Source organism: Bacillus sp. FSL K6-2971 (genome assembly GCF_038006405.1).
Classification (GTDB): Bacteria; Bacillota; Bacilli; order Bacillales; family Bacillaceae; genus Bacillus; species Bacillus pumilus.
In genome coordinates, this window is record NZ_JBBOVD010000001.1 from 1488424 (window position 1) to 1510536 (window position 22113).

At 39.1% G+C, this 22113-nt stretch carries 25 protein-coding genes and 2 riboswitches; of the genes, 18 read left to right on the plus strand and 7 right to left on the minus strand.

The genetic code is table 11. The annotated features are described in order from the left end of the window. Positions 1-292: 292 nt before the first annotated feature. From MHI33_RS07750 to MHI33_RS07775, 6 genes are all read left to right on the plus strand, one after another. Positions 293-595, plus strand: coding sequence for a hypothetical protein (locus tag MHI33_RS07750; RefSeq protein ID WP_065097134.1), 303 nt, complete (start codon positions 293-295; stop codon positions 593-595). Then, entirely contained in the window at positions 596-799 is a 204-nt protein-coding gene (locus MHI33_RS07755) for a helix-turn-helix transcriptional regulator (protein WP_050945187.1), read from the plus strand. Between the two features lie 236 nt (positions 800-1035). After that, the gene (locus MHI33_RS07760; RefSeq protein ID WP_106067721.1) at positions 1036-1722 is read left to right on the plus strand and encodes a response regulator transcription factor; all 687 of its coding nucleotides are present in this window, start codon (positions 1036-1038) and stop codon (positions 1720-1722) included. 3 nt (positions 1723-1725) lie between these two features. Continuing rightward, positions 1726-3075 (plus strand): sensor histidine kinase, encoded by a 1350-nt coding sequence (locus MHI33_RS07765; RefSeq protein ID WP_106067722.1) that lies wholly within the window; start codon positions 1726-1728, stop codon positions 3073-3075. Positions 3076-3141: 66 nt separating this feature from the next. Further along, positions 3142-3828, plus strand: coding sequence for a PepSY domain-containing protein (locus MHI33_RS07770; RefSeq protein WP_106067723.1), 687 nt, complete (start codon positions 3142-3144; stop codon positions 3826-3828). Positions 3829-3921: 93 nt separating this feature from the next. Then, a complete protein-coding gene (locus MHI33_RS07775) occupies positions 3922-4440 on the plus strand; it encodes a PepSY domain-containing protein (protein WP_003211816.1) in 519 nt (172 codons plus the stop codon). A 333-nt stretch (positions 4441-4773) separates the two neighbouring features. Here the strand turns inward: MHI33_RS07775 and MHI33_RS07780 are convergent, their stop codons facing one another. Continuing rightward, positions 4774-6066, minus strand: a complete 1293-nt coding sequence (locus tag MHI33_RS07780) for an aminotransferase class V-fold PLP-dependent enzyme (RefSeq protein WP_185106978.1) — start codon at positions 6064-6066, stop codon at positions 4774-4776. Positions 6067-6326: 260 nt separating this feature from the next. Here MHI33_RS07780 and MHI33_RS07785 point away from each other — a divergent pair, with 260 nt between their 5' ends. The 3 genes from MHI33_RS07785 (at position 6327) to MHI33_RS07795 (ending at position 8829) form a co-directional block, all read left to right on the plus strand. Beyond that, positions 6327-6467, plus strand: a complete 141-nt coding sequence (locus MHI33_RS07785) for a hypothetical protein (RefSeq protein ID WP_340910489.1) — start codon at positions 6327-6329, stop codon at positions 6465-6467. Positions 6468-6599: 132 nt separating this feature from the next. After that, a riboswitch (M-box (ykoK) riboswitch) is annotated at positions 6600-6763 on the plus strand. Between the two features lie 207 nt (positions 6764-6970). Continuing rightward, on the plus strand, positions 6971-8329 hold the full coding sequence (gene mgtE, locus MHI33_RS07790; protein ID WP_003212108.1) for a magnesium transporter: 1359 nt from the start codon (positions 6971-6973) through the stop codon (positions 8327-8329). A 101-nt stretch (positions 8330-8430) separates the two neighbouring features. Then, positions 8431-8829 carry a hypothetical protein gene (locus MHI33_RS07795; RefSeq protein WP_340910491.1) on the plus strand — a complete coding sequence of 133 codons (399 nt, stop codon included), beginning with the start codon at positions 8431-8433 and terminating at the stop codon, positions 8827-8829. Between the two features lie 86 nt (positions 8830-8915). Here MHI33_RS07795 and MHI33_RS07800 read toward each other — a convergent pair whose 3' ends face one another. Beyond that, complete coding sequence (locus MHI33_RS07800; RefSeq protein ID WP_340910494.1) at positions 8916-9779, minus strand: LysR family transcriptional regulator; 864 nt, start codon at positions 9777-9779, stop codon at positions 8916-8918. A gap of 214 nt (positions 9780-9993) precedes the next feature. Between MHI33_RS07800 and MHI33_RS07805 the strand changes: the two genes are divergently transcribed. Both MHI33_RS07805 and MHI33_RS07810 read left to right on the plus strand, forming a co-directional pair. Continuing rightward, a complete protein-coding gene (locus MHI33_RS07805; protein ID WP_080772912.1) occupies positions 9994-10365 on the plus strand; it encodes a cupin domain-containing protein in 372 nt (123 codons plus the stop codon). Between the two features lie 212 nt (positions 10366-10577). Continuing rightward, the gene (locus MHI33_RS07810) at positions 10578-11087 is read left to right on the plus strand and encodes a MepB family protein (RefSeq protein ID WP_106067725.1); all 510 of its coding nucleotides are present in this window, start codon (positions 10578-10580) and stop codon (positions 11085-11087) included. Between the two features lie 141 nt (positions 11088-11228). On the opposite strand, the gene MHI33_RS07815 is transcribed toward MHI33_RS07810, so the two are convergent. Next, positions 11229-11558, minus strand: coding sequence for a MerR family transcriptional regulator (locus MHI33_RS07815; RefSeq protein WP_012009715.1), 330 nt, complete (start codon positions 11556-11558; stop codon positions 11229-11231). Between the two features lie 188 nt (positions 11559-11746). Here MHI33_RS07815 and MHI33_RS07820 point away from each other — a divergent pair, with 188 nt between their 5' ends. The 3 genes from MHI33_RS07820 to MHI33_RS07830 all read left to right on the plus strand — a co-directional run bounded on the left by MHI33_RS07820 (position 11747) and on the right by MHI33_RS07830 (position 12929). Then, a complete protein-coding gene (locus tag MHI33_RS07820; protein ID WP_003212375.1) occupies positions 11747-11905 on the plus strand; it encodes a hypothetical protein in 159 nt (52 codons plus the stop codon). Between the two features lie 37 nt (positions 11906-11942). Continuing rightward, positions 11943-12107, plus strand: coding sequence for a hypothetical protein (locus tag MHI33_RS07825; protein WP_044138874.1), 165 nt, complete (start codon positions 11943-11945; stop codon positions 12105-12107). A 357-nt stretch (positions 12108-12464) separates the two neighbouring features. Further along, the gene (locus tag MHI33_RS07830) at positions 12465-12929 is read left to right on the plus strand and encodes a MarR family winged helix-turn-helix transcriptional regulator (RefSeq protein ID WP_088004396.1); all 465 of its coding nucleotides are present in this window, start codon (positions 12465-12467) and stop codon (positions 12927-12929) included. A gap of 30 nt (positions 12930-12959) precedes the next feature. Here the strand turns inward: MHI33_RS07830 and MHI33_RS07835 are convergent, their stop codons facing one another. Next, positions 12960-15383 (minus strand): bifunctional diguanylate cyclase/phosphodiesterase, encoded by a 2424-nt coding sequence (locus MHI33_RS07835; RefSeq protein ID WP_185106976.1) that lies wholly within the window; start codon positions 15381-15383, stop codon positions 12960-12962. A gap of 245 nt (positions 15384-15628) precedes the next feature. Here MHI33_RS07835 and MHI33_RS07840 point away from each other — a divergent pair, with 245 nt between their 5' ends. From MHI33_RS07840 to MHI33_RS07855, 4 genes are all read left to right on the plus strand, one after another. Next, positions 15629-16243, plus strand: a complete 615-nt coding sequence (locus tag MHI33_RS07840; protein ID WP_003210834.1) for a DedA family protein — start codon at positions 15629-15631, stop codon at positions 16241-16243. Positions 16244-16322: 79 nt separating this feature from the next. Beyond that, a riboswitch (yybP-ykoY riboswitch) is annotated at positions 16323-16494 on the plus strand. Between the two features lie 32 nt (positions 16495-16526). Then, positions 16527-17318 (plus strand): TerC family protein, encoded by a 792-nt coding sequence (locus MHI33_RS07845; RefSeq protein ID WP_065097142.1) that lies wholly within the window; start codon positions 16527-16529, stop codon positions 17316-17318. Between the two features lie 215 nt (positions 17319-17533). Next, positions 17534-18289 (plus strand): RNA polymerase sigma factor SigI, encoded by a 756-nt coding sequence (sigI, locus tag MHI33_RS07850; RefSeq protein ID WP_034662939.1) that lies wholly within the window; start codon positions 17534-17536, stop codon positions 18287-18289. Further along, a complete protein-coding gene (locus tag MHI33_RS07855) occupies positions 18286-19470 on the plus strand; it encodes an anti-sigma factor domain-containing protein (RefSeq protein ID WP_185106973.1) in 1185 nt (394 codons plus the stop codon). Before sigI ends, MHI33_RS07855 begins: the two co-directional genes overlap by 4 nt. A 67-nt stretch (positions 19471-19537) precedes the next feature. On the opposite strand, the gene MHI33_RS07860 is transcribed toward MHI33_RS07855, so the two are convergent. The 3 genes from MHI33_RS07860 to MHI33_RS07870 form a co-directional block, all read right to left on the minus strand. Next, a protein-coding gene (locus MHI33_RS07860) for an IS3 family transposase (RefSeq protein WP_340909408.1) occupies positions 19538-20688 on the minus strand; the annotation gives its coding sequence in 2 pieces (ribosomal slippage) (positions 19538-20415 and positions 20415-20688; 1152 coding nt in all). A 110-nt stretch (positions 20689-20798) separates the two neighbouring features. Beyond that, positions 20799-20993, minus strand: coding sequence for an alpha/beta-type small acid-soluble spore protein (locus MHI33_RS07865; RefSeq protein ID WP_003211343.1), 195 nt, complete (start codon positions 20991-20993; stop codon positions 20799-20801). A 129-nt stretch (positions 20994-21122) separates the two neighbouring features. Further along, entirely contained in the window at positions 21123-21836 is a 714-nt protein-coding gene (locus tag MHI33_RS07870) for a DUF1836 domain-containing protein (RefSeq protein WP_065097144.1), read from the minus strand. Positions 21837-22113 lie beyond the last annotated feature (277 nt).

A 22113-nucleotide genomic window follows, 5' to 3' on the forward strand; every position in this document is an offset into this window, starting at 1 on the left:
TTGAGGAAAACTCTTGATATCATATGAAAAAGAAGGAAATGCTGCATAGTGAGCTTGCACCTGTATAGATGAAAATGGGTGAAAAGGACTAAAAGAGGCAAACTACATAACAATGAAATCAGGAGATGATAAATAGAAGGGAAGGAAGAGCACAAGCGAGGGGCGAATGATTGTTTTTTTATGATAACGTTATATAAAATAAAATGTAAAAAGTATTTGACATTTATCGGAATGATGCTATGATTTTAAATGTAAAGAGTTTTTTACATTTTGATGGAGAGGGGACGAATAAATGGATGTTGTAAAAATTTTGTATTCAGTTATATTATTACTGATCGGACTGTTCATCTTTATTGCACCAATGATTCAAAAAGGTGATGAGAGAAAGAAATTTATCTACTCGAAAGCTCAATCCTATGCTTTTATGGTGGTAATCGGTATACTGGTATTAGAAGTCGCACAGGCCATATTTTTAATGATTCAAGAAAAAAATTCTTATAAAGGTTTTGGAGTTTCCCCTATCATGTTTTTGACTCTGATCTCAATCATATATTTGTTTTCATTAATCATTTACAGAAAAAAATATGGTGATTAAATGCAAAATCATATTAGAGAACTCAGAAAATCTTTTAAATTATCCCAAGAAGAACTGGCTAAACGTTGTAAGGTCTCAAGACAAACCATAAATGCCATTGAAAATGATAAATATGATCCTACTTTACAATTAGCCTTTGACATTGCAACTGTTCTGGATACCACAGTAGACGAGCTTTTTGACAATAATCCTAAAACGAAATAAATAAAAAGCCTCAAGAAAGAGGCTTTTTTTGTTGAGCATCTATTCAATTTGATTTCTCTGTATTTCGTGAGATTGAATGACTATGTTTAAAAATTGATGAAAATGAATACAGCTTTATTAAATATGTGTTCCTTTTTTAAGTAAAAAAAGACGTGAAGTTTGTGACTGTTCCAAATGGGAAAGGCAACATATAATAATGGAAAGACAAGCTTGCCTTTCAGATAGGAGAGATAGAGATGAACAAAGGGAAGATACTCGTAGTCGAAGATGAAAAGAAAATTGCAAGGGTGCTGTCACTAGAGCTTGAATATGAAGGATATGAGGTGACAGTCAAAGAGACAGGAATGGATGGACTCAAGGCTCTTGAAGAGGAAAGCTTCGATTTGGTGCTGCTTGACGTCATGCTTCCAGAATTGAGCGGTCTTGAAGTGCTGAGAAGGGTTCGAAAGACAAATACAGCGACACCTATTATTTTGATAACAGCAAGAGGGAGTGTGCCTGATAAAGTAAGCGGCCTCGATCTTGGGGCGAATGATTATATTACAAAGCCTTTTGACATAGAAGAATTATTAGCGCGAATTCGTGCGCAGCTAAGGTTGAATATTCATGCGCAAGAAGAAAAGGAAACAGAGCTTAGCATAGCAGATTTGACCGTCAACGAGAAAACAAGAGACATACAAAGGGCCGGGCAAATGCTTGAGCTCACACCGAGAGAATTTGACCTGCTTGTCCACTTGCTGAAGCATCAGCAGCAAGTGCTTACAAGAGATCAGCTTTTAACAGCCGTTTGGGGCTTTGATTACTTCGGTGACACAAACGTAGTGGATGTCTATATTCGTTATTTAAGGAAAAAAGTCGATTACCCATTCGAAAAACAGCTGATTCACACAGTGAGAGGTGTGGGTTATGTGATGAAAGGATAAAGAATGAGATTAAAAAATAAAATTCAGCTTTATACATCGTTGTCCTTGTTTTTAATGGTGCTGCTATTTCATACAGCCATTTATTTTATTTTTTCGATGACCTTAACGCAAAAAGATATGTCCCGGCTGTCTGAGGTCGCTGAAAATATTGCCATTGCCTTAAAAAAATCAGAAGAAGAGGGTCTTCCATCCTCGGAGCTGCTGAAAGCGTACCTGCCCCAAAATGGTATGATCCGTGTCGTGACAGAAAAGGGTGAGTCAAAGTTGACTGTCACAAAGGAATCAACGTTTAGCTCACTGCCTTTTACATATGAAACTGGTCAGACAGCAGAAATAAAAGAATACAACAAGCATATGATTGCGTTCGCTGCGATTCCGGTCATTTGGACAAATGGAGAGATTGTGTCGCTTCAAGTATATGAAGAAATCGAAAATACGGAAGAGAATTTGGCGTTATTAAGAATGATTTTAATCGCTGCTGGCGTTTTAATTATAGTGCTTTCCTATTTTGCTGGCCACATTTTAACAAAACAAATCGTACGCCCTATTAGTAGAATGACGAGCACCATGAAGGCAAGTATGAAGGAGAAGGCGTTTAAGCGAATCAAACTAGCAGGGGATTCAAAGGATGAATTGTATCAAATGGGACAAACCTTTAATGAAATGTCAGAAATACTCGAGAAGCATTATGAGAAAGAGCAGCAATTCTTGCATGATGCCTCTCATGAATTGAAGACACCGATTACCGTCATTATGAGCTACAGCAATTTACTAAAGCGCTGGGGACAAACACGTCCAGAGGTTATAGAAGAATCCTCTCAAGCGATTCATGATGAAGCGAAAAAAATGAAAAGGCTGACAGATCAATTATTAACACTTGCGAAAAATGGTCAGCCGCTTTACTTGGACATGAGGCCAGTTGATCTTGGCCATTTATGCAAGCAGATATGCCATACACTTGAAGTCGCAACGAATCGAACCATTGATCCTGATGTGCAAACAGATCAGCCGCTCGTCGCTGAGGGGGATGAAGAGAAAATCAAACAGCTTTTGACCATCTTGATTGATAATGCGGTCAAATATAGTACAGAGCCAGTTGATGTGACCTGCGGATGGAGAGGAGAGAAGCCGTATATTTCAGTCGTTGACCATGGAATTGGCATAAAAGAAGAGAATCTTCCGAAAATCTTTGACCGCTTTTTCCGTGTGGATGAAGCAAGAAACAGTGAGACCGGCGGAACGGGTCTTGGTCTTTCAATTGCGAAGCAAATTGCAGAAGAGCATGGAGCTGAGCTGATGGTAGACAGCCGAATCGGCGAAGGGACAACCATGACCATTCTTTTCCCGAAATAAATGGGTCTTTTCTCATCAATTTCTCATTTCCTCCTTATAAAATAGGAAATAGGAAGGAGGCGCTGCATGTCTAGAAAAACGAAAATGGTGCTTGCGCTTGCAGGATGTCTCGTCGTTGCAGCCTTTGCAATGCTCATGATTCAAACCATTGATCAAAAAATATTAAGTGAAGCAGAGATCAAAAAAATCATCGCAAAAGACTACAATGGAAACATTACAAATATTGATTTAATCAATCATAAACAGGACTATACCTTGACCCTGGAAAATTCAAATGGGATCTATCAAATCATTGTATCCTCCGCAAGCGGTCAAATGAAAGAAATCAAGCAGTTAAAAAGCTATCAAAAGCCAAATGAAAAAAATGCTGAGCTTCTGGCAGAAGAAGCGGCTGTTAAAAAAGTGAGCGGTACGGTCATTCAAAAGAAAGAAAAGTCCGATCGTTTTATCTTTACGATCCAATCAAAAAAAGAATTATATCAAGTCGATGTCGATAAGCAAACGTTTAAGGTGCTTGAAGCAGAAAAGAAAAACCCGACCTCTAAAGAAAAGAAAATGACAAAAATCACGGTCGAAGAAGCCATCCGAATTGCAGTAAAAGAAGTCGGAGGGACAGTGGATGATGCCGATCTTGAAACATTTAGCGGTATGCTCGTATTTGAGGTGGAGCTGGATTTGCCTGATGGGCGAGAGGCAGAGGTGCTTGTGAACGCATATACAGGGGATATAGAAGGAATTACGTACGAAAACTAATCCTTTTCTCATGATTTTCTCATGTTTCTTTCCTTCCTTTATCATCTTGTTTCTTTAAGATAAAGGAGAAATCAAATAGAGGAGGACATGAACATGATGAAAAAAGTACTAGTAATTACAGCATTAACAGGAACTCTTGTCGCAGGTGGTTTCACACTTCAAGCGCAAAATACAAATCAAACAGCACACGCGGAGCAAGTGGTGCAAAAGAAATCTTCGTTTGTCTCAAAGAAACAAGCAGAAAAAGCAGCCCTAAAAGTGGTGAAAGGGTATGTGGACGATGTGGATCTTGAGCGTAAAAAAGGAAAATGGGTGTACGAGGTCGAGATTAAAAAAGGCGGCTTTGAATATAAAGTATATGTCGATGCCAAAACAGGAAAAGCGTTGAATGATCCAGTCAAAGAAAAGAAACAAAATGTGAAAATCACTAAAAAGCAGGCTGAACAAATTGCCCTTGCAAAAGTAAAAGGAACAGTCACAGATTCTGATTTAGATAAAGAAAATGGTGTGTACTTATATGAAGTCGAAATCACCACACCAAACGGCGAGGAAGTTGATTTTGAGATTTCCGCTAAAACAGGCAAAATCCTGAAGCAAGAATGGGATGATTAATACGCCAGCAATCCTAAGATAAATTTGTATGCGGTCTGAACCGATGGTTCAGACCGTTATTTTTGCCTAATTGATTGTATACAAGTACAAATGAATATCAAACTGAATAGCGTACTTCCATGTATCTGTACACCAAGCATGTTAATGCTTTCAGCGTGTAGACAAACCCTCGCATTCGGTGTCAGTCCTGCGTGCTGGTGCTCACGAATGTCAAATTCGCTCCGCTCCAGTACTCGTCCTTCCTAGACTTCAAAGGTTTTCTATCACGCTGAAAAGAAGACAAAGGGCTAAAATAAAGATCATTTTACCCTTTGTCAACAATCTGCAAGCATGTTAATGCTTTTTATATTGATTGCTTATCATTTCAGTTGTTCTTAAAAACGTCTCAATCTCTTGAATAGTATGACAATGGAGAGGTGATATTCTAATAGCCCCTTTCATTCCAAAGGAATCCAGCATCCTTTTAGAATAAATGCTTGTATTCAACCTTTCATATACGATCACACCGTGCTGTTCATATTGTCTTACTGCATCCTCATGGTTTGTTCCTTCTATCGATATGGCTACGATGAAATCTTTTTTTGATAAATCATGGTCATCAAGATGCACGGTAACTCCTTTGATTTCTCTTAGCCCTTTTACGTTGGGTGTCCCGTCTAGCATTATTTTTAATAAAGACCTTTCTTGTTTTCCGATAGCTTCCATACCTGCTGCGAATAACTGTCGTCTGGCATTCACTGTTGTAAAATGACCTCCAAGCCAGCACACATAATCAACAATTGCGCTAATAGCCGCATAATGAGCAGGTGCTGGAGTTCCTAGACCCCATTCAGTTTCTTTCTTTCCTTTTAACTTATGATGAGGGAGAAGAGCAGCTCTTTCCGATAAATAAGCAATCCCGCAGCCTCTAACACCAAAAAATTTATATGGGGCAAAATTTATCACATCCACAGGTGTTTTTTCAATATCAATTAAACCATGAGGTGCATGTTGAACGGCATCAACCATGATAAATAAGTTTGGTTTCTTTTTTCTTGCCTCTTGTACAATTTGTTCAATGTCTAAAATAGCACCAGAGATATTCGAAGCATAGATGACGCTTAGAAGAACAGTATCTTGATCGATTAATGCCAAGATGTCTTCTACGTTCACTCCACCTGTTAAAGGATTAGACTTGGCCACTCTCAGCTCTTTGTTTAATTTATTTGCATAAAAACTAGCTGCGTCATAGGCTGCTGGATGTTCTAAGGATGTTGTGACAATATTTGTTCCTTGAATATGTTCTGCAATGATACCCGTAGTTTGAAAGATAGCCTGTGATGCTGTCAGATATGTGGCGAAGCTTCCTTGTTTCACGTTAAAAATGGTTTGAAGATCAACAATCCCCTTTTTATGGATATCAATCAAGTGTTTTGCAGTTTTATGATTTCTTTCAGAACAATCTGGGATGCCATCAATGATTGAAAATATATGATTTGCCTGTTTTAAACGAAGAGAGCCACCTGCATTGTCAAAAAAAAGTCGTTCCTTTTTTAGGATAGGATCCTCATCAATATATAAAAATTGTTCTCTTACTTTTTTTAATAAATCATTTGAAAAGTGCATGTTCAGTGTAGTTTCGTTCATTATCATATCCCCCAATATTCAATTTTTATACTTAGTATTATACATTGTGTTATCAATCAATGGCTGTACCCTAATCAGAGAGATCTTTTTTTTGTAAACAATCATTCATTTTTAGCTATAGCGACGGTTATCAGTGCATTGCCAATGGTGACATTCGCCGCACCTTTATGAGTTCAGCCGTTTTGTACTAATCACTTCTTACACTTTCATGTGTAAGGTTTTTTCATTGGGACAAACTACGGGAAAGGAGGCGAGAGAATATGAAGAAAAAAGAAGAAGAGCAAACAATGGACCATGCGGAATATGTTCCGCATCCTGACGGAGAAGGATATGCTTTGTTTTTGCATGATTCCTTTCATCTCCTCTCCCAAGAGGATATGAATCAGCCAAAAGAGGAATAAAAGACATGAAAGGGCGATGGTCTACTTTGTCTATCGCTCTTTTTTTCAAAAGTAAGCGAATACATAAGGGAAATTGGCATCTTGCTTATTGACATCACTGCGCTTTTTCTGTAATCTCAGTGTGTCAACAATATGAGACTTCGTTAGGTGAGGCTCCTGTATGGAGATACGCTGCTGCCCAAAAATGTCCAAAGACGCCAATGGGTCAACAGAAATCATCGACATAAGGTGATTTTTAATGCAGCTGGATTTTTCCTATGCCATACAGTGCTAAAGCTCTACGATTGAAGGAGCAAGTGTTTATTTGTCATGCTTACAAAGCGCCTTCATTCGGTTGAAGGTGCTTTTTTATGAGAAAAGGAGGTGTGGGGATGGATCATCCCGATTCGAGACACATAGAGGATATGTCAAAAGATCAGATTGAGACATCAGATAGAGGAGATCCTGACCCCCGCACATTCTAAGGGATTCGGGTATCTCCTGACTTTGGGGAGGTAAGAGCGATGATACAAAATATTACGTATGATGAACTCATTTTACGCATCATTATTTTACTAAGAGATGGAAAACGAAAAGAATTTAAAAACATCATGGAAGAACTTCAGCCATATGATATGGCCTACTTATTTAAAGAACTTCCAGAGAAACACCGCGGCCGCTTCCTCAGCTTTTTACCAGTCGATGACGTGACAGAAATGATGGGTGAGCTGGAGCGGGAATATCAAGAAATTGTTCTTGAAAAAGTAGGGAAAGACAAAGCGACCTTCGTCACAAACAAAATGGATAACGATGATCTAGCCAACTTATTTGATGAGATGGAGGATGAGCTAAAGGATCAGCTTTTATCTAACATGGAAGCAGAGGAATCCAAGGCCGTCCAGCTTCTTATGAATTATCCTGCTGAGACAGCGGGACGGATCATGACCAACCGTTACGTTTGGATTCCTCAGCATTTTACAGTGCAGGATGCAGTTGTGAAGCTGAAAAGCTTTGCTGAAATTGCGGAATCAATCAACTATTTATATGTGATTAATGATCAAAAACAGCTTGTAGGCGTTCTCTCATACCGGGATCTCATTTTAGGTGAACCGGATGAAAAGGTACAGGATCTCATGTTTACAAGAGTCATTGCCGTTGGAGCCTTTCAGGATCAGGAGGAAATCGCAAAGCTGATTGAACGATATGATTTCCTTGCGATTCCTGTTGTGGAAGAGAACAATGTTCTAGTCGGAATTGTTACAGTCGATGATATCATTGATGTTGTGATTCAAGAGGCGGGCGAAGACTATGAAAAGTTTGCTGCCTCTGGTAAAGATATCACGTTCGATACGCCGGCATTTGTGGCGGCATACCGCCGTCTTCCGTGGCTCATTTTACTCTTGTTCATTGGGCTGATTTCAGGCAGTATTTTAAATTATTTTGAAGGTACCCTTCAGCAAGTCGTTGCTTTAGCGTTCTTCATGCCGATGATTGCCGGGATGACAGGGAATACAGGGACACAGTCTCTTGCCGTCGTCATTAGAGGGCTTTCAAAAGAAGAATTAACGAAAAAAACCATCATGCGTCTTATTTTTAGAGAGCTGAGAACGAGTATTTACATTGGGATTGTCTGTTCCATTATTATTACAGTCGTCGCAATGGTGTGGCAGGGCAATATGATTTTAGGTTTTGTTGTTGGTTCCTCGCTGCTTGCAACACTGATTATTGGGACTATGGCAGGTACGGTCGTACCGATTATTTTACACAGATTAAACGTGGACCCAGCTATTGCATCTGGGCCGCTGATCACAACATTGAATGATATTTTATCCTTACTGATCTATTTTGGAATTGCAACAGCATTCCTTCATACACTGATGTAGCAAAAAGACTGTAAAACGTGACGTTTTACAGTCTTTTTTGAATAAAGATTGCATATAGCGCTTCCATCCTTTACATTTTAAGGAGAAGGTGGGAGAGAAAAATGAAGAAGTTTTTATTCATTTTAATGTGCATTTTATTGCTAGGTGCATGTTCAAGGGAAGACGAGGGGAAAGACAGAAGACTGGTGGCAGCAGAGCATATGATTGAAGCGATTACCGAAGGAAATAAACAAAAAATAGAAAACATCTATGTTGAAGGCGCTGTCCCAAGCCCAAAAGACATTCTAAAAATGAAAAAAGAATGGGGAATAGATACACTTTCTTATGAAGATTTTCAATTGGAAGAAGCCAGCATTCACGTCTTTCATGCGAATTACGAAGATGAAAAAACAGGGGAGAAAAAGGCACTAGCCATGCGTGTCATAGAAGATCCTGAAAAAGGCGGTGTACAGATTGACTTTGTAGGGCTCGTTGAAGGAACTGATGCTTCCTCTCAATGAAAGTTAAAATGATTTTATTTAAAAAGGATAGAAGAGCTGAAAGAACTTTGCTCTATCTATCCTCTTTTTTACCACAAATGACCCGATCACATATGAGTTATGCCCAATAATTCCATAAACCGTGAGAGGGCACTGGTCATGTACGAATCGCGGCGCCTTATAAACACAGTGGGCACGATTCTATGTGGTTCCGGTAAAGGATGACAAGTAAATTTGCCTTGCACCCGAGATTCGACCATAGATTTTGGTAATACGGTAACCCCTAGCCCGTTTTCAACGCATTTAAGCACGCCCTCTAAAGTGCCATATTCCATTACATTCATCGGAGCAAAGCCATTGCTCTCTAACCATCGTTGCCAACGCCCCAAATAGATGCAATGCGCAAATGACGAAAGCAATGGTTCATGCAAAATTGATTCTACCTGGAATTCCTCCTGGGAGTAGCTTGTAATGAGAACAAGAGATTCTTCCAATACCGGATATTCAATAATGTCGGGATGAAGAATAGGCCCATCAACCAATGCACCATCTACCTTGTAGTTGAGAATAGCATGAACCTGATCTACAGTAGGTGCCATATACAAGCTCAATTCTACTTGTGAAAATGTCTTGTGATATGCTGCGAAAATGCTGGGCAATCTTGTCGAAGCAGTAGACTCTATAGATCCAATGTGCAAAGTTCCCCGCGGAGTAGAGGAAAGCTTTACGGCCTCTATCGCTTCTTCAAAATCGTAGAGTAATTTGTTTGCATATGGCAACAATTCACGCCCTGCAGGCGTTAAGGATATCTTTTTGTGATATCGATAGAAAAGAGGAACTCCTAATTCTTGTTCAAGACGCTGGATTCGTGCAGTGACATTGGACTGCACATAATTTAATTTCTCAGCAGCTTTTGTAACGCTTTGTTCAATAGCTACTGCTTTAAATATCTCCAAAGATTTAATATCCAAAATAATGCTCCTTTTTGCATCACAAATTGTGATAAACTATACACTATTTTTTGATTTTACGTGATCCAATAGAATAAGTAAACTTAATAATATAAGAGGTTGATGCTCATTGTGTCCCTTGGTGTCTGATCATGAGGAGGAGAATTTGCGAGGTAGGGAGTTTTAGCTTAGGAAAGATAAAAAGACGTTTTCAAGTAAATGAGGAGGGAATCTATTGATTTCAAAGGTTAATATCCAAGAGAAATTTTCGCAAATAAATGATTATTGGAATCCAAAAATAAGCGGAGAGTTGAACGACTCATACATGAAAATGGTAAAAATTAAGGGTGAATTCATTTGGCATCACCATGATGACGAGGATGAAATGTTCTTTGTATGGAAAGGAAATCTAGTCATCCGTTTTAGGGATAGAGAAATAGCGCTTAATGAAGGAGAGTTTCTTGTGATTCCAAAAGGAATTGAACATCAGCCAATTGCTGAAGAAGAAGTTCATTTGCTCTTAATTGAACCAAAAACGACTCTAAACACGGGGAATGTGATCAATGAACGAACTGTTTCGATTCCTGAACGAATGGATAAACGCTAGATCGCCTGCACTTAACAATATACCTAAACGCTATTTGATATAGTGTTGTTTCTTAGAATGAAATGTTGTTGCACGCCGCCTGAAAAAAGTAAATTTAAACTGATGTCCTTGCTTATATAGCTTATTTCACTTAATAGGATTTGGCATTGTGTTCAAATTAAGATAATGCTTGAAAGAGTGTTGGAATGAGTAATAAATAAGGGGATAAAGCAGTGAATGAATTTTATAACGCGTTAACATATGTAAATAAAATGTTTTATGAACCCAATCGACTGTCCTTGAAAGCTGTCCGAGAAGAAGTCCAAAATTCGAATTATGGAGCTGGTGTGTTTCAGCTAAACTCAAAGTCGATTAGATTTAGAGTGGCAAAAATAACGCCTACTAAGATAGGACAGTTTGTTGCTTTTTGGGAAAAGGATGAGGAAAATAAAAACCAACCTTTTTCATATGAAAAAGCTATGGATTTATTGGTGATCAATACCTTTACTAGTGAAAATGATTTTGGTCAATTTGTTTTTCCAAAAGAAGTTCTTGTAAAACAACATATTCTTAAAACAGATACGACTAAAGGAAAAATGGCCATGAGGGTTTATCCTAGCTGGGATAAACCTGCTAGCATACAAGCTATCCAAACGCAGAAATGGCAATTAGAATATTTTGTTGGCACGAACAATACAAATCGTTTGCCAACACAAGAACTATTAAAGCTATACTCTCACTAAAATAGCTCTAAGCTGTAATTGGTTTCCAAGGGCTTTGGTTTGATAACGGAGACAGCAAAAAAAGCTGTCTCTTTTTCATTAAGCCATGACCAAAAATCAAGTGCGAACAAAGCCTAAAAGAGTCAGCTAAACTTTATTTGTTTATCGATTTTTGTACCTGAAGTGTGCGTTAATTTGACCTTCCAGCATTTTTTTCTTATATTGTCCGCTTTTTAAGGCCTGTTCCTTTTTCTTCATGTCTTTCAAAATCTCCGCTGTTTGCACACCGTCTTCTCGTTTGTTGGCAATGTCCATTAATCGTTCTACATCAGAAAAAGAATATTTACGCGTGCCTCTTGTTGAGCGCTGGGGGTAGATGAGTCTGCGTTCCTCATAATATCGGATTTGCCTGACGGATAGCCCTGTTAATTCACTGACAATCCCGATTGAAATGACTTTTTTATCTTTATAAGATACATCTTCCTGCGTCATATACTCACCCCTGCAAGTCTTTTCTTCATATTATACAAAATGACAACGAAAAAAACCTATCGTTTGTTAGAAAATATAACACAAAAACATAAAAGTGAAAAAAAGATGGAAGGAAAGTTGACAACATATGTGAAGTGATTGCTACGCATGAATATAATGATGATGAGTTGAAATAGGAGGAGGAGCATATGATGGAGCAAACACGGATCATCTGTATGGCAAAAGAAATTATCGCATTAGATATGAAGAGGGATGAATTACTGGAGCGATTCATGCAGGCTGCAGGTCAGAATGCGCATGCTCTTCTAAGAGCTGTACAAAATGATTTGTATAAAAGGTCTTCATAAGCACCTGCTCCAGATCAATTGATAGGGGGGATAATCGGTGCGGCGTATCTTAACAGAAGCTTTAGCAAAGGAAAGACATTATTATACGAAGCAGCTCTGTTCATTGGGAGTGTACAGCCCTAGTGCGGCCAAGAACATGACAATTAGTGACTTAAAAAAAGAGTATCACTTCTATTTCAACAAAACAGAGCGTGATTTGTAAAAATCCCTTGAAATGTGCGTATGTCACATAAAGGGTTCTTTTTTTGTGCTCAATATTATAGCAATATTGAATTTTGTAGAAATTTGACGAATACAGTGTAAAGAAACATAGAGTCCTTACAGATTATGTTAAACTGTGTCGTATCTTGATGGTTTGCTAAAAAACCTTTTTTTCGAGATGATTGTGAAAAATAAGAAGGATTTTAAAAGTTTATATCGAAATCTTATACATAACACGAATGGAGTCACTTATGTGGTTGAAAGGGTTTTCAAAAACGTACTTCTATTTTTTACGAAAGGCTCCAACTGCACCGCAAGAAAGCCTTGAAGTTAAAAAAATATTATAAGAGGTAGATATGTGATGAGACTATCGTTTAATGAAGAAGAAGTAGAACGTTCAATGACACTTTACAAGGTATTTGCAAGAGCATTTAAAAGCGTTTCAGAACACAGCATTAGAGACAGCAAAGAGCATGGATTTAATCCAACTGAATTTGCGGTTCTTGAATTGCTGTATACGAGAGGTGCTCAAAAACTTCAGCAAATCGGCTCAAGACTCCTGCTTGTCAGCGGGAATGTGACGTACGTAATTGACAAATTAGAACGAAATGGTTTCATTGAAAGAGAGCAGGACCCAAAGGATAAACGGTCGGTTTATGCCCATTTAACGGATAAAGGGCGCAGTTATCTTGATAAGATTTACCCGATTCATTCTCTCCGGATTGCGCGTGCCTTCTCTGGCCTCTCGCGAGAAGAACAAGAACAATTGATTAGTCTATTGAAAAAAGCAGGTATTCACAGTCAACATTTATTATTTAGATAGAACGAAAAGGTGCCATGATTGGCACCTTTTTTATGTGTCCAGCTGATGCGCTGGATAGGCAATGAATTTTTCGATATCGTTTGCTGGAAGGGGCTTCGCATAATAAAAGCCTTGCAAGTCGTCACATCCTTGCGCAGATAAAAGCTGCGCCTGCGCAAAGGTTTCAACACCTTCTGCTATGACCTCGAGAGATAGTTGATGTCCCATCGCGATAATGGCACCTGTAATCTGTTCAGATTTCGAATCATTTAAAATATCTTCAATGAAGGACTTGTCGATTTTTAGTCGATGAATGGGCAAATCCTTTAAATAGCTTAAGGAGCTATGCCCTGTACCAAAGTCATCAATACTAATGCGAACGCCCAGATGTTTCAGTGAGGTCAGCACTTGTTTTGATTGCTTGATATTGTCCATTGTCATACTTTCTGTGACTTCAAGCTCGAGCAGTGACGGTGTCATATCGTATTTTTTCAGTGTCAGCTTAATCAAATCAATTAAGTCTTCAGAATTGAATTGTTTTGCAGATAAATTGACAGCCACGGGAATTTTCAGCCCGTTGTCATACCACGTTTTAGCCTGCCTGCATGCGGTATCAATCACCCATCTGCCAATATCAATGATCAGTCCTGATTCCTCTGCCAGTTCAATAAAAGCCTCGGGTGATTTTAACGAACCATCTGGTGCTTTCATTCTTAGAAGAGCTTCTACGCCAGTCATCTGTCTTGTTTTCGCACTCACTTGCGGCTGGTAGTGGAGCACAAACTGTTTTCTTTGAATGGCATCCCGTAACTCAAGCTCTCGGTTCAACCTGTCTTCACTTGATCTTTCCATTGATTCGGTGAAAAACTCATAACGGCTTTGCTTATGTTTTTTGGATAAATACATCGCCATATCGGCTTTCCTCATTAACTCCATCCCATCTTTGCCATTTTGAGGTGAGATAGCGATTCCAATGCTGATAGAAGTAATGAGCTGATGATTCTGGATGAAAAAAGGACGCTCAAATTGCCGAATGATATTTTGAGAAAGCTGTTCAATTTTCTGTGTGTCATGCCCCATGTCAGGGAAGATCATTAAAAATTCATCCCCGCCTAGTCTGGCTATAAAGCCGTTGCCTGGTAAACATTGCGTTAGTCTGTTTGCAGCTGCTTTAAGAAGTAAGTCCCCTATGTTATGACCAAGTGCATCATTAATAATTTTAAAACGATTCAAATCAAGAAACAGAACAGCCGTCGATGTTCCTGTCTCTTCTTGAGCGGAGAGAACATCACTTAAATGGTTGATGGCGTGGCGCCGATTAGGAAGCTCAGTTAACGCATCATAATGTGCCATGACATGAATTTCTTTTTCTGCAATCCGCTGCTGCGTTAAATCTTTTAAGACAAGATAAATACTGTCAAGCGTATTGTTGACATGAACAGGTATGTAAGTGACATGATAATAATAAAAGCGATCTGCTGTTTTTAGTTCTGCTTCACGTGTGATGGCTTTTTTTGACTCGTAAATAAATTCTTCCCACGTGTCAGTCGGCATGACGTATTGGCTGACATCATCACCAATCCAAGAATTGCACATTTTTAGGATTTGTTTACCTGAGTCGTTCGCAGAAAGCACCTTTCGATTGACCGATAACACGATAATGCCATCGATATTATGTTTGATGAGCGATTGGAAACGCTGTTCATTTTCCTTTAGCTTATCCGCCTGCTTCATGATTCGGTGATCTATATAGGCACCAAAAATCATCAGTGTTTGAACAATCAGTGTCATTAAGCCGATGAAAATCGACAGACTGAATGGTGATAATTCAAGAGAACCACCCCCATAGGACTGTCCGTCTGAATGAAAAAACATAGTAGAAGCAGCCATACCGGTATAATGCATGCCAGAAACAGCCCCGCCCATCACGAGTGCACCAGCTATTTTTAACAGATGATCCTCCTGCTTTTTCCCGGTTCGATGGAGCCGAAAAAAGAGATGAAGCGAAAAGAAAGACGCTATCGCAGCAATGAAAAAAGAAAGAAAAAAGAGGACTGGATCATAGCTGATTGAGACATTGGCCATTGATTCCATTCCAAGATAATGCATGCTGCAAATAGCTGAGCCCATGGTGATTGAACTAATGAGCAGCCGTCTTGTGGAGAGCTGCTCTTGAATGCATATTGTGAATGCGATCAAGGACCCGACAAAAGATGCCAAAATCGATAAAATGAGCAAGGGTGTTTCATATGTGATGCCAGCACGCATGTGAAATGCCATCATGCCGATAAAATGCATCGACCATATCCCCATTCCCATGATCATGGCACCAACGATCAGCCATACCTTTTTCTTTACACCGCTTGACTGAGCCACTCGGCTGGCTAATTGAAGAGCTGAGTAGGAGGCGGCAGCGGCGACTGCGATTGACAGAAAGACAAGCCATCCATTGTAGCTTCCTGTTAAATGGGTCATGTAAGAAAACCTCCAGTATCTTAAAACAGACGTATACCTAATATATCGGATCGAATGGCTTCTGTGTTCACTTTTCCTTCACTTAAATACCACAATCAACGTTTTTTTCACTTGTCTTTTATAGTAAAATCAAATTTAATGTAAAAAAACGACGAAAAGTGAATCGTTTCTTCGGTTTTATTCGTTTAATATATGTGCGATTCTAAAAGAGATAGAATCAGTTAAACGATTATGTGTGAAAGGGATTGATAAACATCGAAGATTTTATTATTTCTTTAGCTGATGCCTTTAAGAACTTGTCGTACTTTGGCATCTTCCTTGCATTATGTATTGAATTTGTTCCTGCTGAAGTGGTTCTGCCTCTTGCGGGTTACTGGGTCTCAGAAGGGGACATGGCCTTCATTGGTGTTGTGGCAGCCGGCTCTATTGGCGGCGTGGCTGGTCCTTTGACCTTGTACTGGTTAGGACGTTATGGCGGTAGACCCTTTTTAAATAAATATGGGAAGTACTTTTTTGTTAAACCGGAGTCGCTTGATAAATCGGATGCCTTCTTTGAAAAGCATGGTGGATTCGTCGCTTTTAGCGGCCGGTTTATTCCAGGAGTCAGAACGCTTATTTCCATCCCGTGCGGTATTGCCAAGATGAATGTGTGGGTCTTTTGCCTGTACACGTTTTTAGCGATTACGCCTATTACATTTGTATATGTGTATCTTGGATTTGTGCTCGGGGAGAACTGGAAAGAGGTTGGCGCAATGTTAGATCCATATCTTCTGCCGATTGGGATCGGGATTGTGTTGTTGTTCGTGATGTATATATGGCTGAAACGTAGAAAAAGAAAAGCAGAAACACCAACTGCCTAATCACTGGACACAAGGTGAAAGTCCCCTGTTGACAATACAGTGTCTATTGATTAAAATATAAGTAATCTAAATATTCTTATATCCCACCAAAGGGGAGTAGCGTCCGGTTTTTACCGGAAACAAAGTCGTCATTACATGGACTTAAGTTCCATCGGCTTTGTTGGCATGATTCTACATATCACATGTCTAGCAAGACCTTTGCCAATACAGGCAAAGGTCTTTTTTGCATTCATAAGCCTTTGTCTGTTGTGGGACAATAGATAAAAAACAAGGAGGAATGATGATGGATGCAGCAATTATTTTAGAGTACGGGTGGGTTCTTCTCGTACTGATTGGATTAGAAGGGATTTTAGCCGCTGATAATGCGCTGGTCATGGCTGTGATGGTGAAGCACCTTCCAGAAAAGCAAAGGAAAAAAGCATTGTTTTACGGACTTGCGGGTGCGTTTGTCATGCGATTTGGTTCCCTGTTTCTTATTTCGTTTTTAGTGGATGTGTGGCAAGTTCAAGCCATTGGTGCAATTTATCTTCTTTATATTTCCATTCACCATATTTTAAAATCGCACGTATTTAAGAAAAAGGAATCAGACACAAACATGAAGCAAAGCGGCTTCTGGGCAACAGTCGTAAAAGTCGAGCTTGCTGACATCGCTTTTGCTGTCGATTCCATCTTGGCGGCGGTCGCATTAGCCGTAACTTTGCCGACAACAAGTCTTCCGCAAATCGGTGGACTTGATGGTGGTCAATTTATTGTCATTCTTTTAGGTGGTATCATCGGTCTGATCATCATGAGATTTGCAGCGACTGTCTTTGTGAAACTGCTCAAAACAAGACCGAGCCTAGAAACAGCAGCCTTTGTCATTGTCGGATGGGTTGGTGTGAAGCTCACGCTTTACACACTGTCACATCCAGCCATTGGTATCGTGTCCTCTCATTTTATTCATTCAACATTATGGAAAGTGATTTTCTGGACAGTGCTTCTCGCAATTGCAGCATTTGGTTGGTTTTTATCAAGTCCATCAAGAAAAGGCGGGCAACAAAACAAGGAAAAACAAGAGGGACGCCTAGAAGAGTAGGTTTTTTGAAAGAAATATCATTTCATTTTCATAACACGTATATTACAAATAAGGGGGAGATACCCCCTTATTTCTTTGCTTTTAGACGAAACATTGTAAAGTAGATGATGATATACATGTCATAATTGAGTAACAGGAAATGAATTCCTCATTTCTTCCTTTGCGCTTCCCTCATAAATTAGCTATCATAAATGAGTAATATAGGGAGAACTGAGGTGAAACCATTGCTTAGCCTTTTGTTTAAAAAAGGAAAGAAAAAGCAAACATTAGAGCAGTCGGCTATCAGTATTCAACAAGGTGATATCGAGCTGCAAAATGCATTAATAGAGCAATACAAACCATTTGTCGCTAAGACGGTTTCATCCGTTTGTAAACGATATATAGATGAAAAAGATGATGAATTCAGCATAGGCTTAATTGCCTTTAACGAAGCGATAGAAAAATACTCTGCCGAAAAAGGAAACTCACTCCTTGCTTTCGCAGAATTAATTATTAAAAGAAAAGTGATCGACTATATTCGAAAAGAAGCAAGAAATGCGCCAACGGTTCAAATGGACCTGCAAGAAAGTGAAAATGGCGAGTACTCTCAAAGCATGATTGAAGCAGAGCTGTCTACAAATGAATATAGACGTTTAATTGAACAAGAACACAGAAGAGAAGAAATTGAACATTTTAAAGAACGATTGAAAGTATACGGCCTCACGTTTCAAGAGCTGCTTGAACATTCACCAAAGCATGCAGATGCAAGGCAAAATGCCATTAAAGTAGCTCACACACTCGTTGAACACGATGAGCTCAGAACCATTTTATTTCAGAAAAAACAATTGCCAGTCAAACAGCTTGAAAAGCTAGTGGAAGTCAGCCGCAAAACGATTGAGAGAAATAGAAAATATATCATTGCGATGGCGATCATTATGACGGGTGATTATGTGTATTTGAAAGATTACCTTAAAGGGGTGCTTAATTCATGAGAAGAGGCATTATAGTAGAGAAAAACAAAAAATATGTCACGCTGCTGACCCCTGATGGACAATTTCTGCGGACAAAATATGAACAGCAAGATTATGAAATCGGTCAAGAAGTGACATTTCCGAATGAATCACGTCTCGAAAGAAAAAAAGCCGGTTTTTTTGACTTGCTTCGTTTACGTCCATTAAATGCAGGAATCCTATCAATCGCAGCGATTATTGTCGTGATTTTTACTATGATGCCATCTTTCTCAAGTCAAAAAGCATATGCATATATGACGATTGACATTAATCCAAGCTTTGAACTGAAGCTTGATCACAATTATCAAGTGATCGGTGTCACACCACTGAATAAAGATGCGAGACAAGTACTGGCTAGTATGAAGGATTTAGAAAAAAACGACATGACCAAAGTCGTGCAGGAAATCATAGATGACTGTGACAAAAAAGGTTATGTGAACAACTCTAAGAGCATTTATATTTCAACGGTTTATGAAAACAAGCAGGACCATACATATAAAACCAACGTCAAAAGTAAAATTAACACCATCTCTGGTGAATATCAAAAGCGCGATTACAAGCTAAAGACTGTAGAAAGTGACCTGGAAACAAGAGAAAAAGCTCAAAAGGCAGGAATTTCAACAGGCACATATATCAGAAATCAAGAAATGCAAGATAAAGAACAAGAAGACATTCAAAAGGATGAAGACGCAGCAGAGAGTGACGCTGTTAAAGAAGAAGAGCCTAAAAAAGATGATGTAGATCAAGCAGACAAAGACAAACAAGAAGACGTCAAGACAGACGATAGCGAAGAGATGAAGCCAGATAAAGAGGCTCCTGAAGCTGAAGACAAAGAGCAGAAGGATCAAGAGAGGGAAGAGCAAGGATCTATTCAAAAGCCTCACCAAACAAAACCTGATGATAAAAACAAAGACAATCAAATAAAGGTAGAAAAGGATCGCTCGATCGATAAAGAACAAAAAAAAAATCACTCAACGGAACCTGGTGACAAAAGGAATCCAAACGGCACATCACGTGGTGGTGCTGAAAAGCACGCAAAAAAAAACGCCAGGGATCAGAAACAGCCGTTCACTGAACGAAAAAAAGACCATATGAAGAAGCAAGGAAAAGGTGCACCGTCCCCGTATCGTGAGAACCGGTATGAGCACACATATGAACAATAAAAAAACGCCAGAATAGCTCCGGCGTATGGGACTGACCCCCGTTTTTGAGACAGGGATCAAAACACCTTTATACAGCCAATTGCCGATAGTTTATCGGTGATTGGTTGTTTAGTTTCGTTTGAATACGAATGTTGTTATAATAATAAATGTATTCTTTGACAGTGCGTTCTACGATGCTGGTCGTAGTGCGGTCAATCCTGTTAAGATAGAACGTTTCAGACTTTAGTGAGGAATGAAACGATTCGATGGAGGCATTATCAGCGGGCGTCCCTTTACGGGACATGCTCATGGTAATGCCTTTTATATGAACAGCTTTCTGATACTCGTAAGATGTATACACAGAACCTTGATCGCTATGTAACACGCAATTCTCAGGCAGTGCTGGGAGCTGATTAAGTGTGTTTAAGATAAAGTCTGTGTCCTGCTTATCACCAATCGTAAAAGCAATCACTTCTCCATTATATAAATCCAATATACTGGAAAGGTACAATTGTTTCTGTCCATAAGGCAAATACGTGATGTCCGTTACTAGTTTTTCAAGAGGGCGATCAGACTGAAAGTTCCGATCCAGTATATTACTGGCCACGGCATAGGGCTGCCCATTCTTCTTACGCTTTTTCATTTTAACCCGGCATTGCCACTGGTTTTTCTGCATGATACGTTGAACAGTTTTATGGTTAATACGCATTCTCCTTTTTAGTATAGCTGTGATTTTTCGATAACCATATCGATATTTGTGCTTTCGGCACAACGTGCCGACCTGTTTCTCTAGTTGTCTTTTAGATTGATTCTGAGTCAGATCCTTTTTCCATCTATAATACGAAGTACGTAAGATGCCTAAATGGACACAGATGTCCTGTACCGTCATCGTTTTGCACAATTCTTCTACCAGTTTGATTGACGTTTCCTTATCAACTTCCTTTCCAATTCGTTGTACTTTTTTAAAACTTCATTCTGTTGACTCAAATAGCGATTTTCTGCCTGCAGTCTCTCTAATTCGGAAGAGTACTCGGGACCCTTTCCGTAGGTATATTGTTTTCCAACAGGCTGTTCGAACCGGTGTGTATCCCCAGCCTTATGCCACCTCACCCATGTCTGAACCTGCGTCTTATTCTTGATATTCAATTTCTGCATGATCTCTTTCATAGGTACGCCTGCCAATCTCATTTCTACAGCCTTCTGTTTGACTTCAACCGGATAACTCACTCTTGTCCCCATAGAAAAAACACCTCCATGTTTTATTTCGGATCACAACGATCCATTTTCAAACTTGAAGGTGTTTTTTATTTGTCTCATCTTATGGGGTCAGTCCCTATTTCACCATGTTTTTATTTAGATTGATTGCCCATTTGTGATTGAGCCTGTTGAACGAGTCTTTTTGTAATTTCACCGCCAACAGAACCATTTGCACGTGCGACTGTATCTGAACCGAGAGTCACGCCAAATTCTTGAGCGATCTCGTATTTAAATTGATCTAATGCTTGTTCTACTCCAGGAACAAGAAGCTGATTTCGATTTGCCATGTCCATATTCCTCCTTTCACCTCATCTTTGTTGCGCCTTCTTATTTTGAAGAAAACGGCGTACAATTATGCTGGCAATTGCTGCACAAAAAAACCGAGGTGACCTCATCACCTCGGTTTTCTTTTATCCTTATTTAGCTGCCTGCAGCGTATTAAACATCATTTCTTGCGCTGTACTTTGCAAGTGGGAAGTGAACACAGAGAAGACGGTAGAACAGATAATGCCTTTAATCAAATTCCATTGATTCTTCGTTAATTCTGTAAACTCTTCATGGAGCATGTCTGTCTGCTCCTCAGTCATTTCTCGTAAATTTGTTTCCTTTAACGGAAAATGTGTATGGTGATAAATAAAATCTAGGACGTGCGCATATGCTTCATAAAAACGGATTGGACTAATAATATCATCTGTTCGATCTGTGATCGTGTTAAATAAGGCAGATAAGATCATGCGAATGGCATCAAAGTCAAAAACTGATTTTAAATCCCTGACTATTAATAAAATAATGACCTGATCAATGGAGTACTTCTTGCCAAGCTCTGGATGACCAATCATATCTTTAATATCACGCTTGATCCAATTTTGAATCGCCGTCGATTTAAGAGACGTTAGCTCACACAAGTTGCCAAGCTCAACAATTTCATTTGTAGAAAGACCGTGCTCTGATTTTTGCTTCCGCCGTTCGAGCTTTTCAAAAAACGAAGGGATTTTTAACTCATCATATTCATGATCCTTATCGCCCTTTACAGATAGATTCAAAAGCTGAAGCGGAGTCAGATCTCCCTCTCCTTTTAGAGAATATAGAAGTCTCGTCATGTCAATTCTCGTTAATTTAAAAGTCACCATGTTCCACCTCATTTGTACGTCAAAAACGTGATTATTGATCTAATTCAACATCATAATCTCTTTTTGATGAAAATGCAAAATAAACTAAAATCCAGAACGTAGCGTCACAATTTGTTCACTTTTCAGCTGTGACAAAGTCGTAAATATTGAAGTGACGGGGCTTAAGCCGTTATGATAAACAGAAGGAATGATTCCTTTTTCCTTGCAATTTAAGACGTTTATTTTTATAATTTTATTAATAAGTTCAAATGAACTTAATATGACAGCGGAGGTTATG